General features: G+C 68.4%; 11 protein-coding genes. 6 read left to right on the forward strand and 5 right to left on the reverse strand.

The annotated features are described in order from the left end of the window. Positions 1–491 precede the first annotated feature (491 nt). Positions 492–1,511 (reverse strand): LacI family DNA-binding transcriptional regulator, encoded by a 1,020-nt coding sequence (locus NE358_RS00240; RefSeq protein ID WP_103207358.1) that lies wholly within the window; start codon positions 1,509–1,511, stop codon positions 492–494. 136 nt (positions 1,512–1,647) lie between these two features. On the opposite strand from NE358_RS00240, the gene NE358_RS00245 reads away from it, so the two are divergent. From NE358_RS00245 to NE358_RS00265, 5 genes are all read left to right on the forward strand, one after another. Then, positions 1,648–3,837 (forward strand): alpha-galactosidase, encoded by a 2,190-nt coding sequence (locus NE358_RS00245; protein ID WP_289940325.1) that lies wholly within the window; start codon positions 1,648–1,650, stop codon positions 3,835–3,837. Beyond that, positions 3,834–4,778 carry a carbohydrate ABC transporter permease gene (locus tag NE358_RS00250; RefSeq protein ID WP_180993415.1) on the forward strand — a complete coding sequence of 315 codons (945 nt, stop codon included), beginning with the start codon at positions 3,834–3,836 and terminating at the stop codon, positions 4,776–4,778. The genes NE358_RS00245 and NE358_RS00250 overlap by 4 nt, the downstream gene beginning before the upstream one ends. Positions 4,779–4,787: 9 nt before the next feature. Then, positions 4,788–5,744 carry a carbohydrate ABC transporter permease gene (locus NE358_RS00255; RefSeq protein WP_103207352.1) on the forward strand — a complete coding sequence of 319 codons (957 nt, stop codon included), beginning with the start codon at positions 4,788–4,790 and terminating at the stop codon, positions 5,742–5,744. A gap of 85 nt (positions 5,745–5,829) precedes the next feature. Next, positions 5,830–7,191 (forward strand): ABC transporter substrate-binding protein, encoded by a 1,362-nt coding sequence (locus NE358_RS00260; protein ID WP_103207349.1) that lies wholly within the window; start codon positions 5,830–5,832, stop codon positions 7,189–7,191. 135 nt (positions 7,192–7,326) lie between these two features. Next, entirely contained in the window at positions 7,327–9,978 is a 2,652-nt protein-coding gene (locus tag NE358_RS00265) for a carbohydrate-binding protein (RefSeq protein WP_258027893.1), read from the forward strand. A 129-nt stretch (positions 9,979–10,107) separates the two neighbouring features. Here NE358_RS00265 and NE358_RS00270 read toward each other — a convergent pair whose 3' ends face one another. The 4 genes from NE358_RS00270 to argG all read right to left on the reverse strand — a co-directional run bounded on the left by NE358_RS00270 (position 10,108) and on the right by argG (position 14,913). After that, positions 10,108–12,045 carry a YhgE/Pip domain-containing protein gene (locus NE358_RS00270; protein WP_289940332.1) on the reverse strand — a complete coding sequence of 646 codons (1,938 nt, stop codon included), beginning with the start codon at positions 12,043–12,045 and terminating at the stop codon, positions 10,108–10,110. Beyond that, positions 12,042–12,656 carry a hypothetical protein gene (locus NE358_RS00275; RefSeq protein WP_289940334.1) on the reverse strand — a complete coding sequence of 205 codons (615 nt, stop codon included), beginning with the start codon at positions 12,654–12,656 and terminating at the stop codon, positions 12,042–12,044. Before NE358_RS00275 ends, NE358_RS00270 begins: the two co-directional genes overlap by 4 nt. After that, entirely contained in the window at positions 12,653–13,258 is a 606-nt protein-coding gene (locus NE358_RS00280) for a TetR/AcrR family transcriptional regulator (protein WP_289940336.1), read from the reverse strand. Before NE358_RS00280 ends, NE358_RS00275 begins: the two co-directional genes overlap by 4 nt. Before the next feature lie 212 nt (positions 13,259–13,470). Continuing rightward, on the reverse strand, positions 13,471–14,913 hold the full coding sequence (gene argG / locus NE358_RS00285) for an argininosuccinate synthase (RefSeq protein ID WP_289940338.1): 1,443 nt from the start codon (positions 14,911–14,913) through the stop codon (positions 13,471–13,473). Between the two features lie 108 nt (positions 14,914–15,021). Here argG and NE358_RS00290 point away from each other — a divergent pair, with 108 nt between their 5' ends. After that, positions 15,022–16,260 carry an alpha/beta hydrolase gene (locus NE358_RS00290; RefSeq protein ID WP_147301867.1) on the forward strand — a complete coding sequence of 413 codons (1,239 nt, stop codon included), beginning with the start codon at positions 15,022–15,024 and terminating at the stop codon, positions 16,258–16,260. Positions 16,261–16,266: the final 6 nt, after the last annotated feature.

Here is a 16,266-nt window from a genome sequence, read left to right on the forward strand (position 1 = left end):
CATCCCTCCGTTCGACATTTCTTACGGTAGATCGTGATCGTCGAGGGCGGCGCACCCCTTGACCGAACGCACGGGCGGGTCCGCTCGTCGGCAGGCTCGGGAACCTGAGAAGTGGGGAGGCGCAGAACAGTGAAGGAACCCGCCTCACGCTGGATGGGCGCGACCCAGGGCGCGCGATGAGGGGGCACAGACCCGTGCCGGTCGGAGCAGCCGCGCGTGATGTCGGACGCGAACCCCGGTCTCGCGGTACCGGCGCCAGCGGGCACGTCGAGTCACGTCCGGAGCCGTGCGCGATGACGCGCTGAGCGTGACGGCCCCTCTCGGAAGGGGCGGGTCAGGCTTCGAGCAATCTGCGGCAGCGTCTCTTCGTCGGCGCAGGCCGCGCCCCCGGACGGTGTTCGACGTGCGGCTGCCGGTGCGACCGAGGACCGCCCCCACTCGTCCCGGCCTGAACAGTGCTTGCGCCCGATCGTGAGCGGCCGCGGCGTGGATCACGCGTGCAGGCGCGGCGCCCCCGCACTCTCGCGCACGACGAGCTCGGGCGTCACGGCGGAGTCTTCGGGAGGACGCCCCTGCTCCATCCAGGTGCCGAGCAGCGCGAAAGTGCGTCGGCCGAGGTCGACGAAGTCCTGGCGGACGGTGGTGAGGGCTGGAGTCCACATGCGCGCGAACGGTTGGTCGTCGAAGCCGACGACACTGACGTCTTCGGGGATGCGTCTACCGATCTCCTGGTAGGCGCGCGCGACACCGATGGCGAGTTCATCGTTACCGCAGAGCACCGCTGTTACGGCATCGTCGTCGAGGAGAGTCTGGGCGACGTCGTATCCCGACGTGGGCGAATAGCTCGCCTGCAACAGGGGAGGGACGCGCGCGCCGGCTTCGTCCAGCGCCGCACGCCACCCCCACGCGCGACCCGTCCCGGGGCGGGTGGCGGGGATGGCGACGTGGTGCACGGTGTGATGCCCCTGGGCGAGCAGGTACTTCGTGGCTTCGTATCCTCCGACGTAGTCGTCGAGGAACGCGTGAGGAGTCTCGCCCGGTGGACGCCGGGCACCGGCGGCGGCGACCACGGGCACCGTCTTGGGCATGGCCGCCAGGGTTGCGACGCCCAGCTCGTCGAACTCGATCACGATCACCCCGGCAAGGGGCTGCGAGAGGGCGCCGTCGACGGCTGCCGAGATGGCCGCGGGGTCGTCGGACTCGACCACGGCGATCATGATGACGTAGCCGGCGGCCCGAGCGGCCTCCTCGATACCTTGCAGAGTGGCGGCGTACCCGTAGCGGATCGTGTTGCGCGCGAACACGGCGACCGTCGATCGACGTCCGCTGACCAGGGATTGCGCGGCGGCGTTCGGCCGATAGCCCAGCTCGGCCACCGCTGCCTCGACCTTTTCGCGGAGCCGATCGCTCACGCGGGTGCGTCCTGAGATCACGCGGGACACCGTGGAGAGACTGACTCCGGCTCTCTCGGCCACGTCGACGATCCCGGGGACATCTCGATCGAGTGGCATGACCCAAGTCTAGTGACCAACGTTTTCTTTTTTCGAAGAAAATCTCTGACCAACGTTTGCAGAGCGAGTGAACGCATGCTAGCTTGACCAACGTTTGCAGAACCCGACGAGGGGTTCTCCGGAAGGCGATGACGCAGTGACCACCCAAACGATGAACGAGATCAACGGCGACCTCGAGGCCCTCTGGCCATCGGCCGTGACCCTCCGGGCGGCCGGCGTCGCCGTCGTCCTCGGCCTGCCGCAAGACGCTCTCCCTTTCGTCATCCACTGGGGTGGTGACATCGGGGCGCAGGATGCCGACTCCCTCCGCGAGCTCGCCCTGCACGCACAGCCGCCACTGGCCACCAACGGTGTCGACGTGCCGGTGATCGTCGGAGTCGTGCCCGAGAACGCCGCGGGATGGACGGGTACCCCGGGTCTTCAGGGCCACCGTTCGGGACAGGCGTGGTCGACGCGGTTCGTTCCCGTCTCGGTGGACATCTCAGACGATGCGCCGTCGGGTGGATCGGTGAGCGTGCGGGCGGTCGACGTCGACGCCCAGCTCTCCCTCGGGCTCCTGCTCGAGCTGCTGCCGAGTGGACTCCTGCGCCTCTCGGCGACGTTGCGGAACGACGGCGTCGATTCCTACACGATCGACGCGCTGGATCTGGCGCTGCCGGTACCGACCCGCGCGGATGTCGTGTTCGACATGGCCGGGCGGTGGGCCAAAGAGAGGGTCGCCCAGTCGCGTCCGTTCACGGTTGGTACGCACCTTCGCGAGGGTCGACACGGACGCACGGGCGCCGATGCGGCCACGTTCCTGGCCGCGGGGACAGCCGATCTCGATTTCGGCCAGGGCGAGGTGTGGGGGCTTCACGTCGCGTTCAGTGGCAACCACCGTGTGCTCGCGGAACGCGCCTTCTCGGGGGAGCGGCTGATTCTCGGCGGCGAACTCCTGCTGCCTGGCGAAATCCAGCTCGCTCCGGGTGAAACGTACGAGACCCCCGCCCTCTTCGCCGGATACGGTGCCGGACTGGATGCCGTCGCCGCGCGTTTCCACGCTCACCTGCGCTCGCGGCCCTCGCACCCGCGCTCCGCCCGCCCCGTGGTGATGAACGTGTGGGAGGCGGTCTACTTCGACCACGAACTGCCGCGGCTGCTCGAACTCGCCGACGCGGCCGAGCGCGTGGGAGTGGAACGCTTCGTGCTCGACGACGGATGGTTCGGCTCGCGCCGTGACGACACGTCGGGTCTGGGCGATTGGGTGATCGCAGAAGACGTCTGGGGCGGCGGACGGTTCCGCGCCCTCGTCGAGGGGGTCAAGCGACGCGGCATGCAATTCGGACTGTGGTTCGAGCCCGAGATGGTCAATGTGACCTCCGACCTCGCCACCGCCCACCCCGATTGGCTCCTGCAGGTGCCCGGTCGTCTGCCCGTCGACTTCCGACACCAGCAGGTTCTCGATCTCTCGCACCCGGGTGCCTTCGCCCACGTCTTCGACCAGATCGTCTCGCTCGTGCGCGAGCACGGAATCGACTACATCAAGTGGGACCACAACCGCGACCTCATCGAGGCCGGGTCCACCCGGACCGGGCGAGCGGGCGTACACGAACAGACCCTCGCGACCTATCGCCTGCTCGACGCCATCCGCCGCGCCTGCCCGGGACTGGAGATCGAGTCGTGCTCCTCCGGAGGAGCACGCGTCGACCTCGGCATCCTGGAGCACACCGATCGCGTGTGGGCGTCGGACTGCATCGACGCCCGCGAACGGCAGCAGATCCAGCGCTGGACCGCGCAGCTGCTTCCGCCGGAGCTGGTCGGCAGCCACGTCGGCGCGGACAGGGCGCACACCACCCGCCGCCGCATCGACCTGGACTTCCGGGCGGCCACCGCGCTCTTCGGGCACTTCGGAATCGAGTGGGATCTCACCACGGTCTCGCCCGATGACCTGCAACGACTGACGGCGTGGGTCGCCTACTACAAGGGCGTCCGCGGCCTCATCCACTCCGGTACGACGGTGCGCCGCGAACTCGAGGGCGGCGACCTGTGGTTGCACGGCTCGGTCAGTCCCCACCGCGATCGCGCCCTCTACGCGGTCATCCTGCGGGAGCGGCACGTCACGTGGCCCGTGGGTCGAGTGCGTCTCCCGGGCTTGGATCCCGACCGCGAATACCGCGTCCGCGTGGGCGGACCGGGGCCGCTGCCGGCCTACGACCCGCGTATCCATCCGTCGTGGTACCGCAGCGGGATCAGTCTGTCCGGTGCCGTCCTCCAGGAGATCGGCGTACACGTCGCCGCCCTCGATCCCGACACCAGTGTCCTGCTCGACGTGGAGGTCGTCCGATGAGCGCCCCGACCCAGTCCCCGACGACCCGATCGCTGGACACTCGCGCGATCGTCGCTCCCCGTGCCGCGCGTCGTCGGCGCGGCGACGCGAAGATCGCCCTTCTGTTCATCGCCCCCGCCGCTCTCGGCTTCCTCGCCTTCTATCTCGTCCCCTCGCTGCGAGGCATCTGGTTCAGCTTCACCGACCAGAATCTCATCGGCGCCGGGAAGTTCGTGGGTGTCGAGAACTACACCCGCATGGTCGCGGATCCGCTCTTCTGGAACTCCCTCGGCGTCACCGTCGAATACGTCGTAATCAACATCGGCGTGCAGACGGTGCTCGCGGTGGGCATCGCCGTGCTGATGCACCGTCTCACCCGCTCGGCCGTCATCCGTGGCATCATCCTGCTGCCGTACCTTGTGGCCAACGTCGTGGTCGCGTTGGTCTGGTTCTGGATGATGGATTACTCCACGGGCATCATCAACGTCTTCCTCGACGCTCTCGGCGGCGACCGCATGGCCTTCTTCGGCAGCGAGGCCTTGGCCATCCCGACCATCGCGCTCATCAATGTGTGGCGCTACGTCGGCTACACAGCGCTCTTGGTCTTCGCCGGCCTGCAGACCATCCCGACACAACTCTATGAAGCCGCAGCTCTGGACGGTGCGTCCGAGGTGCGCATGTTCCGCTCGATCACGCTGCCGTTGCTGCGACCGGTGCTCGCCCTGGTCTTGGTGATCACCGTCGTCGGGTCGTTCCAGATCTTCGACACCGTCGCGGTCACGACCGAGGGCGGACCGATCAACTCGACCCGGGTCATTTACTACTACATCTACCAACAGGCCTTCGAGAAATTCCACCTCGGATACGCGTCGGCCATGTCGGTCTTCCTGCTGGTCGTGCTGGCCGTCGTCGCCTATTTCCAGCTCAAGATCATGCGCTCGAACTCGTCGGATCTGGCATAGGAGCCCCTCATGACCTCCGTCGCAACACCTCCCCGCGTCACCCGGTCCGAGCCCGCGCCCGTCGGCTCCCGCCGTGAAGTTCCCCGTCGCCGCCGCATCGGACTCGGGCGCCTCCTCGCCTGGGCCGCTCTCGTGGTGCTGCTGGTGGTGACGCTGTTCCCGTTCTATTGGATGCTGCGCACCGCGCTGTCGACCAACACCGCGTTGTACACGAACGCCGGCAGCCTTCTGCCGGTGGAGTTCAGCTGGGGCGGCTTCGCACGCGTCCTGGGTCTGTCGTCACCGGAGCAGGCGGCGGCAGAGGGGGGGACCACGGGGTCGATCGACTTCTGGCTGTACCTGCGCAACACCGTCATCGTCGCCACGGTGATCACGTTCGGCCAGGTGCTGTTCTCGTCGATGGCGGCCTACGCTTTCGCGCGGCTGGAGTGGAAGGGGCGCGACGCCGTCTTCTTTCTCTTCCTGACGGCGCTGATGATCCCGCCGATCTTCGTGCAACTGCCGAACTTCATCCTCATCCGCGATCTCGGCCTGCTCAACACCCTCGCCGGCATCATCCTGCCGTTCTTCTTCATGACGCCGTTCGCGATCTTCTTCATGCGCCAGTTCTTCCTCGGCATCAGTCGCGAAGTGGAGGAGTCGGCCAAGATCGACGGTGCAGGACACCTGCGCATCTTCTTTCGGATCGTGCTGCCGATGTCATCCACTCCGGTTTTCACCCTCGCCCTGCTGACCTACATCACGGCATGGGGCGAGTACTTCTGGCCTCTCCTGGTGGGGCGCGCGGACGACTCGCGCGTACTCACCGTCGCGCTCGGCATCTTCCGCTCGCAGACTCCGCAGACGGGCCCAGACTGGGCCGGCCTCATGGCCGGGACGCTGATCGCGGCCCTGCCGATCTTCCTCCTGTTCATCCTCTTCGGCCGGAAGCTCGTCGACAACCTCGGCTACTCCGGCATCAAGTGACCCCCCGCCCCTCATCTCCCGCCCGGCGACCCGAACGTCGGGCGGGGAGCCCCACCCGCACATCCCTTTCCTGAAAGGCAATCCCATGCGCACCATCTCACGCGCGCACCGCACCGTCGCGGTCGCCGCCGTCGCCGCGGCTGTTCCCGTCATCCTCGCCGGGTGCTCTTCCGCGGGCGGTACCGCGGCCACCGGCGGTGACTCGATCACCTACTGGCTGTGGGACAGCAATCAGCAGCCCGCTTACCAGCAGTGTGCGGAAGACTTTGAGAAGTCGTCGGGCATCTCCGTCAAGATCGAGCAATTCGGCTGGTCGGACTACTGGCAGGGTCTGACGACGGGCTTCGCCTCGGGCACCGCCCCGGACGTCTTCGCCGACCACCTGTCGTACTACCCCGAATTCGTCTCTCAGGGGCAGTTGCTCGACATCTCCGATCGCGTCGAGAAGGACGGTCTCGACCTCGGCATCTATCAGGAAGGCCTCGCCGACCTCTGGACCACGCCGGAGGGCGGTCGCTACGGCCTTCCGAAGGACTTCGACACCGTCGCGACGTTCTACAACGAGAAGATGGTGACGGATGCCGGTTACACGGCCGACCAGCTCTCCACACTCGCGTGGAACACCACCGACGGCGGCTCGTTCGAGAAGCTCGTCGCCCACCTCACGATCGACCAGAACGGCGTTCGAGGAGACGAGGCCGGTTTCGACAAGTCGAAGGTCGCCGTCTACGGACTCGCGCTCAGCGGTAACGGGCTGAACGCCAGCGGTCAGCAGACCTGGTCTCCCTATGCCCTCAGCAACGATTGGTACTACGGCAACAAGACGCCCTGGACGAGCTCCTGGAACTATGGCGACACGAAGTTCAGCGACACCCTCGCCTGGTATAAGGGGCTGATCGAGAAGGGCTTCATGCCCAGCGTCGACATCGCTCTGTCGGAGCAGGACCCGCTGAACGGCTACCTCGCCGGTCGCTACGCGCTCGTCACCGACGGCAGCTGGATGAACGGCTCATACCTCGGTCAGAACAAGATCGCCACGAAGGTCGCCCCCACCCCGGTCGGCCCGAGCGGTCAGCGCGCCAGCCTCTTCAACGGTCTCTCCGACGGCATCTGGGCCGGGAGCAAGAACCAGGATGCCGCGTGGCAGTGGGTGAAGTACCTCGGCTCGGCGGACTGCCAGGATGTCATCGGCAAGGCCGCCGTCGTCTTCCCCGCCGTCAAGACCTCGACCGCCAAGGCCGAGGCCGCCTTCGCGGCCAAGGGCTGGGATGTCACGGGATTCACCGAGCAGGTGACCGATGGCACCACCAAACTGCTCCCCATCGCCGACCACTGGTCGGACGTGAACGACACGATGAAGGCCGCGATCGAGTCCTACCTCAAGGGCGTGTCCGACGTGAGCGCGCTGAAGACCGCGAACGACCAGGTCAACGCCCTCTTCAAGTGACATGACTCTCGGGGTGCCCGTTCGTCGCCGGGCACCCCGAGAGCCGCGCTGCGGCACATGACCGCGCGACGCGTCCGACCTGGCATCCCCCATCCCCCTTGCAGCGCCCCCGCCCCACCGTACGAAGGAGTACACGTGATCCGCCCCCGCCAGAATCTCGATCGAGTGACCGCTTCCGCGGCGCTCGCCGCCCTGGTGATCTCCGGCCTCGCCGCCGGAGCAGCCGCACCCGCCAACGCCGCGACCGTCGATGTCATCGGCGTCGACTTCAGCCAGCCGACCGGCGCCGTCAAGGGAGGCGCGTCGGGGATGCTCTACGGCCTCTCCGATGACGGCGTGCCCACCGACCCGATCATCGCCGGCGCCAGCCCCAAGAACCTCACGCAGAAGGCACCGCACGGCGCGCAACACCCCAATGGTGATCCCCTCGAGGTCGAGGACGCGTTCTTCGAGAACGGGGGCCAGTACCTGATGACCAACATCCAGGACTATTACCCCGACTGGGCCTACAACGGCGGCAAGCGTCCGTCCGACTTCTCCACCTACCTCGACATCGTCCGCACGGTGGTCAAGAGCGTCGTCGACGAGTCCGACCACCCCGAGAAGTACGTCTTCACGCCGTTCAACGAGCCCGACGGGGGCAACTGGTACAGCGACTGGAACTCGATGAAGGACGTGTACCTCCAGGATTGGAAGGCCGTCTACCAGGCCATCAAGGAGGTCTACCCCGACGCGAAGATCGCCGGCAACGGCGATACCGGCTGGCAGCCCACGCGTACGCGCGACTTCCTCGCCTTCGCGAAGGCCAACGACGTGCTGCCCGACCTGTTCACGTGGCACGAGCTCGGTCGTGGAAGCCTGCAGTATTTCCGTCAGCACCTGGCGGAGTACCGACAGATCGAGAGCGACCTCGGTGTCTCACCGCGACCCGTCAATATCACCGAGTACGCCATGCGCCGCGACATGTCGGTTCCCGGGAACCTCGTCCAGTGGCTCGCGATGTTCGAGGACGAGAAGGTCGATGCACAGACGGCCTACTGGACCTACGCCGGAAACTTGAACGACAACATGGCCAAGACCAACGGCGCGAACGGCGCGTGGTGGCTGCTGAAATGGTACGGCGACCTCTCGGGCCAGACCGTTTCGGTCACGCCTCCCGCGTTGAACGCTCCCGACACCCTGCAGGGCATCGGCGCCGTGGACACCGCGAAGAAGCAGGCCACGGTGCTGTTCGGCGGGACGAACGACGCCACCCGCCTCGACGTGTCGGGACTTGATCCTGCCGTCTTCGGCACGACCGTCGACATCCAGGTCCGCAAGGCCGAATGGTCGGGTCAGGAGGGCGAGGCTCAGGCGCCGCCCGTGGTCGTCACGAAGAGGGTCGCGGTCGGCGGCACGATCGAGATCGATGTGCCGAGCGACAACCGGTTGGACGCTTACCAGGCTGTCATCACCCCCGCCTTGCCGGTCGCCCCGGTCTCCGACAGCACCTGGTCCGCGACGATCGAGGCCGAGAACACGACACTGCGCGACGTCGAGGTATACGAGAAGGACCCAGCCGCGGACTGGACATTCTCCGCATCCGGCGGTTTCGATGTCGGCTCGACGAACCAGGTCACCTCCTCGCTGACGTGGACCGTCGACGTGCCCACGACCGGCACGTACCGCTTCGGTGCGATCGCCGGTGTCAACGGCAGCAAGATCGGCCCGGGCTCGCACGCTCTGTTCGTCGACGGTCAGCAGGCCGCCACGATCGACTACGAGGCGGGCTTCGACTGGGGCTACCGCGGTCGCGGCGAAACCCTCGTCTCCCTCAGCCAGGGCCGTCATGAGCTCTCTGTGCGCATGAGCGCCGACGGCACGACGTTGCTCCCCGGCTCCGACATCTCGCTCGACCGCTTCGACCTGACGCGCATCGACGGACCCGAGACCACGACCTATCCAGCCGTGCTCTCACGCACCGACGCGCCGCTGGACTACGGCAAGGGCGCGGCGATGTTGAGCGGCGACAAGAGCGCCACGTTCTTCGCCTCCGCGCGGGAGACGGGTTACTACGACGTCGCGGTGCGCTACTCCACGACCGGAGCCGCCGATCTCGGCCTGCGTCTGAACGACCGCACGATCACCGGGCTCGGCGCCGACGCGGCGGGCACCTGGACGTCGACGGCACGGGTGCACCTCGCCGAAGGCATCAGCGAGCTGCGTCTGGCGTCGTCCCAGGGGGCGGCCGTGCAGTCCGTCACAGTCACCCGGGCCACCGACGGCGACGCGGCGGGCGTGCAGGTCGAGGCGGAGGACTCCTCGCAGATCACCCTGCACGGTGCAGCCCGCCTCGAGACTCCGGGAGCGCCGACCAACGTCTCGGGCCAGCATCTGGGGTGGCTCGGCGGCGGAGCCGACAACTACGCAACCCTCACGCGTCCCCGCGGACTCGGCGCGGGGCAGTACGACCTGACGGTGCGGTATGCCAACGCCGACAAGAACACCGGACATGCGTACAACACCGACGTCATCACCCGCTTCCTCGACATCAGCGAGGACGGGGGCGCGACCACGCGCGGTGCGTTCCGCAACAACTACTCGTGGAACGGGTTCTGGACGCACACTGTTCCCATCGACCTGACCACGGCGGGCGGCGCATTGCGCCTGGGCAACACGACCGGCAACGCTCCGAACATCGATTGGCTCGTGTTGTCACCCCTGGTGACCAAGACCACCAATGCACCCGACGCGGTCCGGACGGCCGACGCCACGTCATCCCGTGGGGAGGGTGCGGGCAAGAACTGATTTCTCACGCTCACAACTGAGGACGGGTGGGGACGGCAAACCGTTCCCCACCCGTCCTCTTGTCGGGAGCACCCCGTTCCTCCTCGACAGGCCGGCTTATCGGTGCGCGCGCCGCGCCGGGTGCCCGCGTCAGCCGATCAGGCTCGGCTGCAGGTCGCGCAGGGTGCGGTGGTGCGTCATGCGGGTCACGCCGATCGCCGCGACCAGCACGCCGCCGACCATCCACGCACCCAGCACCAGCAGGTCCTGACCGACCCTCGAGACGTCTCCGCCGTACATGACCTGGCGCATGGCATCCACCACGTATCCCATGGGCAGCACGTGGTGCAGCGCCGCGAGGGGGCCGGGCAGGGTCTGCCACGGGAAGGTGCCACCGGCGGTGACGAGCTGGAGCACCATCAGCACGAGACCGAGGAACTGACCCACCGACCCGAGCCAGACGTTCAGCGCGAGGACGATGGCCGCGTACGTCGCCGACGCGAAGATCAGGATGCCGAGAGCGGCCCACGGATTCGCGAACGAGAACTGCAGCGCGAACGCCAGGATCGTGAAGAGCCCCACCATCTGCAGGGCCCCCAGGCCCGCGGGCGTGAGCCACCCGGCGAGCGTGACGCGGAAGGGCGAACGCAGCGCCGTCACGGCGCGCTTGGACACCGGCTTGACGATGAGGAACAGTGCGTAGATGCCGATCCATCCGGCCAGCGCGGCGAAGAACGGGGCCAGCCCCGCACCGTAGTTCTGCGCCTTCGTGACCGAGCTCGTGCCCACGGCGACGGGGTCCGAGATGGCCGACGCCTGCGCCTGGCGCGTGGAGTCGTCGGAGTCGGGGATCTGATGGACCCCCGCGCTGAGACCGTCGCGGAGCTGGGTGGCGCCGGTCGAGAGCTGCCCGATGCCGTCATCCAGCTGGGTCGCTCCGTCGCGCAGCTGCGCGGATCCGTCGCGGAGCTGGGAGGCACCGGATGCCGCGGTGGCGGCGCCCTCGGCGAGGGCCGATGCGCCATCGGCCGCGGTGGCGGCGCCGGTGGCCAGGGCGGCGCTTCCCGAGGCGACCTGGCGGGCGCCGTCGTCGAGCTGATCGATCTGCTTCACCGTGTCCTGGACGCGCGCGTTGGCGGTGGTGAGGCGCTCGCCCACGGGGTCGAGGCGCGAGAGGATCTCGTCGATGCGGGTCTGGTCGAGTCCGGCGTCGGCCAGGGCCTTCGCGATGTCCGTTCGGGCCTGCGGCAGCTGTGACGCCGCGTCGCCCGCGACCGAGCCCACCTGACGGGCCGCGGCGTCGAGACGGTCGACTCCACCGGCGACCTGCTGGGCGCCGTCGGCCACGCGGGCCGAGCCGTCGCGGAGTTGAGCGGTTCCGTCGCGCAGTTGGTTCGCGCCGGAGGACAGCTGGGCGTTGCCGTCGGCCAGTTTCGCCGCGCCATCAGCCAGGGTGGTCGACCCGGTCGAGAGCTGCGACGACCCGTTCTTCGCGGTCGCGAGACCGTCGACGAGCTGGGTCGCCCCGTCCGTGGCATCCACGAGCTTCACGCGGATGGTGTGCAGGGCATCGAGGAGCGAGCGACCCGCCTCATCGACGACCTTCTTCGCCACCGACTCCTGGATCTTCGCCACCGCCTGCGTGCCGATCGTCGAGGCGAGGTAGTTGTTCGCGTCGTTGGTGCGCAGCTCGATGTCGGCCTGGCGAGGAGAGCTGCTCGACAGCGTCGCCACGGCTTCGGAGAAGTCGGTCGGCAGGGTGACGATGAAGTCGAAGTCGCCCGCCTGCAGACCGGCGTCGGCCTGGTCGGACGAGACCCGGTGCCACTCGAAGGTGTCGCTGTCGAGCAGCTGCTCGGCGGCTTCATCGCCGAGGTTGCGGTGCTGACCGTTCACGTCCGCGCCCTGGTCGTCGACCACGAGAGCGACCGGCACGCTCGAAAGGTTGCCGTACGGGTCCTGGTTGGCCCAGAGGTACAGACCGCCGTACAGGATCGGCACGGCGAGCAGCGCGATCAACGCGATCACCGACATGCGCGTCGAGGTGAGGCGGCGCAGCTCCGCCGTGATCATCTGCGGGATCTTCATCGGGCGGCCTCCACCGTCTCGTCGAGGGCGTCGATCATGGTCCTCGAGGCGTGGCCCGCGACCACGAGCACGGCGTACCCGCGCTCGGCGAACTCCTCGGCGATACGCCACCAGGCGAGCGGTTCGCCGCCGTGGCGGTCTGGGGCGACCAGGACGAGCCCCTCGACGTCTTTGCGCAGGGCTGCGAGTTCGAGCAGCAGGCGCACCCGGGCTGCGGGCTCGACGTTGCCGATGGCCACGTTCGCGAGCGACTCGAGCCCGATGCCCTCGAGCCAGCGCGCGGCGGAGAACGGATTCGGGGCGTGGCCGGCGAACATCAGCTCCTCGGCGACGACCCCGGTGACGGTGACGTTCGACTCGGGTTCCGAGACCACGGGGGCATCGACGAGCGCGACCCGGCGGCGGATGCCCGAGGAGTCGGAGCGACCGTCGAGGGTCACGGTGCCGCTGTCGATCTTCATGCGACCGGATGCCACGAGGCCCAGCACCGTGGGGCGTTGCTCGGTCTCGGCGACGACCAGGGTCGCGCGGCCGGTCTCATACGAGGTCGACGTCTCCGGCAGGGCACTGTGCGCACGGCCCTTCGCGACGGCGTTCAGGACGACTCTCACTGCGCCTCCAGGTCGGGGTGCTGTTCCAGCAGGGCGCGCGCCTCGGTCCACGACAGACCCGCGATGCCCAGGACCGCGCACACCGCGATCGAGCGGGCCGTCGACGAGCCGGCATCCACTCGCGCGACGACCATGCGGCCGGTCTCTTCGAGCAGGCGGGCGAGGGTCGGCGCGGGAAGGTCCGTCCGCAGCTCTCCCGATTCTTGCCCGCGGCGCACGATCTGGTCGATGCGGCGGCGGAGCGGGGCGAGAGCGTCGGAGGTCTCGGCGAGGTGCGCGTCGTCGAGGGCGAGCGCGGCCGCGGCCTGTACGTGGGCGGCTTCGCGCCAGAGCTCGGATGCCAGTCGGGCGAGCGCGACGCGGGAGTCGGCGTCGTCGACGCGATCGGCGATGGCGTTGAAGCGGGTCGCTCCGGCGGCGATGACCTCGCGCACGATGGCGTTGCGGTCGTCGAAGTGCCCGTACAGGGCGCGGCGCGAGAGGCCGGCGCGACGGGCGATCGTGTCGATCGAGGCGCGCGGGTCGTGGCCGATGGCGGCCGTGGCGGCGTCGAGGATGCCGGCGCGGTTCTCGACGGCGTCGCGGCGGGTGGGGGTGCTCACAGGTCGAGTGTACTCTGAAAGTGCACAGGTGTGTGCAACTTATCCCACCCGGGTGCGCGATGCATCGCGCGTGAGGGGTCATTTTCTGTCGCCTCGCGCATCCGCAAGCGACAGTTCTTGACCCCTCACGCGAAGAGCCGCGAGCGCGTCCCGACGCGCAGAGAGCCCGCGGTGCCGAAGGGGCGCCGCGGGCTCTCGTCGAGGTGGTTTGGTCAGTCGGTGCCGGCGTCGAACGCGGCGGACTCGCCCGCCGCATCCGTCGCCTCGGCCAGGCGCTCGCCGTCGGCCGAGAGGGGAGCGGCGGGCTCGATGATCTCCTGCGCCCCGCCGACGGCGACGTCGCCGACGAGCTCGCCGGTGGGCCCTCCTAGCAGGCCCATCGCGGCGTACTGCTCGAGACGCGCGCGCGAGTCGGCGATGTCGAGGTTGCGCATCGTGAGCTGCCCGATGCGGTCGACCGGACCGAAGGCGGCATCGCCGACGCGCTCCATCGAGAGCTTCTCGGGCGAGTACGACATGCCGGATGCCACGGTGTCGAGGATCGTGTAGTCCTCGCCGCGGCGCAGGCGCACGGTGACCGAACCGGTGATGGTCGAACCGACCCACTTCTGGATCGACTCGCGCAGCATGAGCGACTGCGGCTCGAGCCAGCGGCCCTCGTACATGAGGCGACCGAGGCGACGACCCTGCTCGTGGTAGGTGGCGAGGGTGTCTTCGTTCAGGATGCTGTTGACCAGACGCTCGTAGGTCAGGAACAGCAGCGCCATGCCGGGGGCTTCGTAGATGCCGCGCGACTTGGCCTCGATGATGCGGTTCTCGATCTGGTCGCTCATGCCCAGGCCGTGGCGGCCGCCGATGGTGTTCGCCTCGCGCACGAGCTCGACCGGGTCGGCGAAGCGCGTTCCGTTGATGGCGACGGGGCGACCGGCCTCGAACTCGACGGTGACGTCTTCGGTCTCGATCTCGACCGCGGGGTCCCAGAAGCGCACGCCCATGATGGGCTCGACGATCTCGAGCGAGACGTCGAGGTGCTCGAGGGTCTTGGCCTCGTGCGTGGCGCCCCAGATGTTGGCATCCGTCGAATAGGCCTTCTCGACGCTGTCGCGGTAGGGGAAGTCGTGAGCGACGAGCCACTCGCTCATCTCTTTGCGGCCGCCGAGCTCGGTGACGAAGTCGGCGTCGAGCCACGGCTTGTAGATGCGCAGGGCGGGGTTGGCGAGCAGGCCGTAGCGGTAGAACCGCTCGATGTCGTTGCCCTTGTATGTGGAGCCGTCGCCCCAGATGTCGACACCGTCTTCTTTCATCGCGCGCACGAGCAGCGTGCCCGTGACGGCGCGACCGAGCGGCGTGGTGTTGAAGTACGTGCGTCCGCCCGAGCGGATGTGGAAGGCACCGCACGCAAGGGCGACGAAGCCCTCTTCGACCAGTGCCGTCTTGCAGTCGACGAGGCGCGAGACCTCGGCACCGTACTGCGTGGCGCGGCCGGGGATCGACGCGATGTCGTCTTCGTCGTACTGGCCGAGATCGCCGGTGTACGTGCAGGGGACGGCGCCCTTGTCGCGCATCCACGCGACGGCCACCGAGGTGTCGAGACCACCCGAGAAGGCGATGCCGACGCGCTCGCCGACGGGAAGGGACTGCAAGACCTTGGACATGCCCTCGATTCTAGAGCGGAGGGATGCCGTGCCCCGACGTCCGTCCGTGCGACGTGGTCGTCGGTCAGGTCATGGCGTCTCACCACGCGCCGCCGGTACGGTGTGACCGTGAAGACCCCCCGCGACCCGGGAGTGCGGTCCCGCACGGCCCGTGTCATCCTTACCTCTCTCGCCGTCCTCACGATCGGCTACACGGTTCTGGCTCAACTGCTCGCGATCGTCCCGGTGTCGTGGACCATGTGGCTCCTCCAGACGGAGGTGACGCAGTTCGTCGTTCTCGTGATCGGGCTGTTCCGCGACACGCTCGGCATCTGGAACCTCGTCGTCGCGGTCGTCGGTCTCGTCTGCGCGGTCCTCCTCTGGAGGCCGCGGCGCGGCATCCGGCACCTCCCGTTCTGGTTGACCGTCGGCGGGACCGCGGGCACGGTCGGTGTCGTCACCAGCACGGCGCTGCTGGTCGCCTCGATCGGCTCGCTCGGGGTCGGGGTGAGCCCGCTGCTTCCCGCGCTGCCGTTCACCGGTCTCGGCAGTGGCCCGAGCCGCACGGTCACGCTGGGCACGGCGGACACGACCACGCTCCAGGCCGATCTGTACCTGCCCTCGGGCACAGCCCCCCAGGCGGGGTGGCCCGTCGTGGTCTCGATCCACGGTGGCGGGTTCTCGACCGGCACCCGCGGGCCGAACGCGTACACGGGCTTTCTTCCCGAGCACGGTTACGCCGTCCTCGACGTCGACTACCGTCTCGCCTCGTCGACCTTTCACGCGTGGGACACGCAGGTCACCGACATCGGATGCTCTCTCGCCTGGATCGCCGACGACGGACGAGCAGAAAACCTCGATCCCGACCGCATCGCCACGCTGGGACTGTCGTCGGGCGGCAACCTCGCCGTCAACGCGGCGTACATGTCGGCGGACCGCACCCTCACGTCGAGTTGCTCCCCGTCGGGAACCCCGCTGCCCACCGTGCGCGCCGTGATCGCGGGGTACCCCGCGGTCGATTTGACGGGAATCGGGGATGCCACCGCGATCGCCCGCCAGGTCGAGCAGTGGTACATCGGAGGCACTCCCGCCCAGTACCCCGACCGCTACCGCTTCACCGACTCGGCGAACCACATCACGGCGGACTCCCCGCCCACCCTGATCTACCAGGGCACCCGCGACCACCTCGTGCTCGCCGATCGCACCCGCGGCTTCGTCGACCTGCTGACCGAACGCGGCATCGTGAACCGTTACGTCGAGTACCCGGGCATGGAGCACGGCGCCGGCGACACCAACGGCACACTGACCGCTGCCGCCGACGCGAGCCGGCAGCTCGCGCTCGACTGGCTGCAGCGCCACGACGGCTGACGAGGC

It is taken from the genome of Sphingomonas sp. G5 (assembly GCF_052660795.1).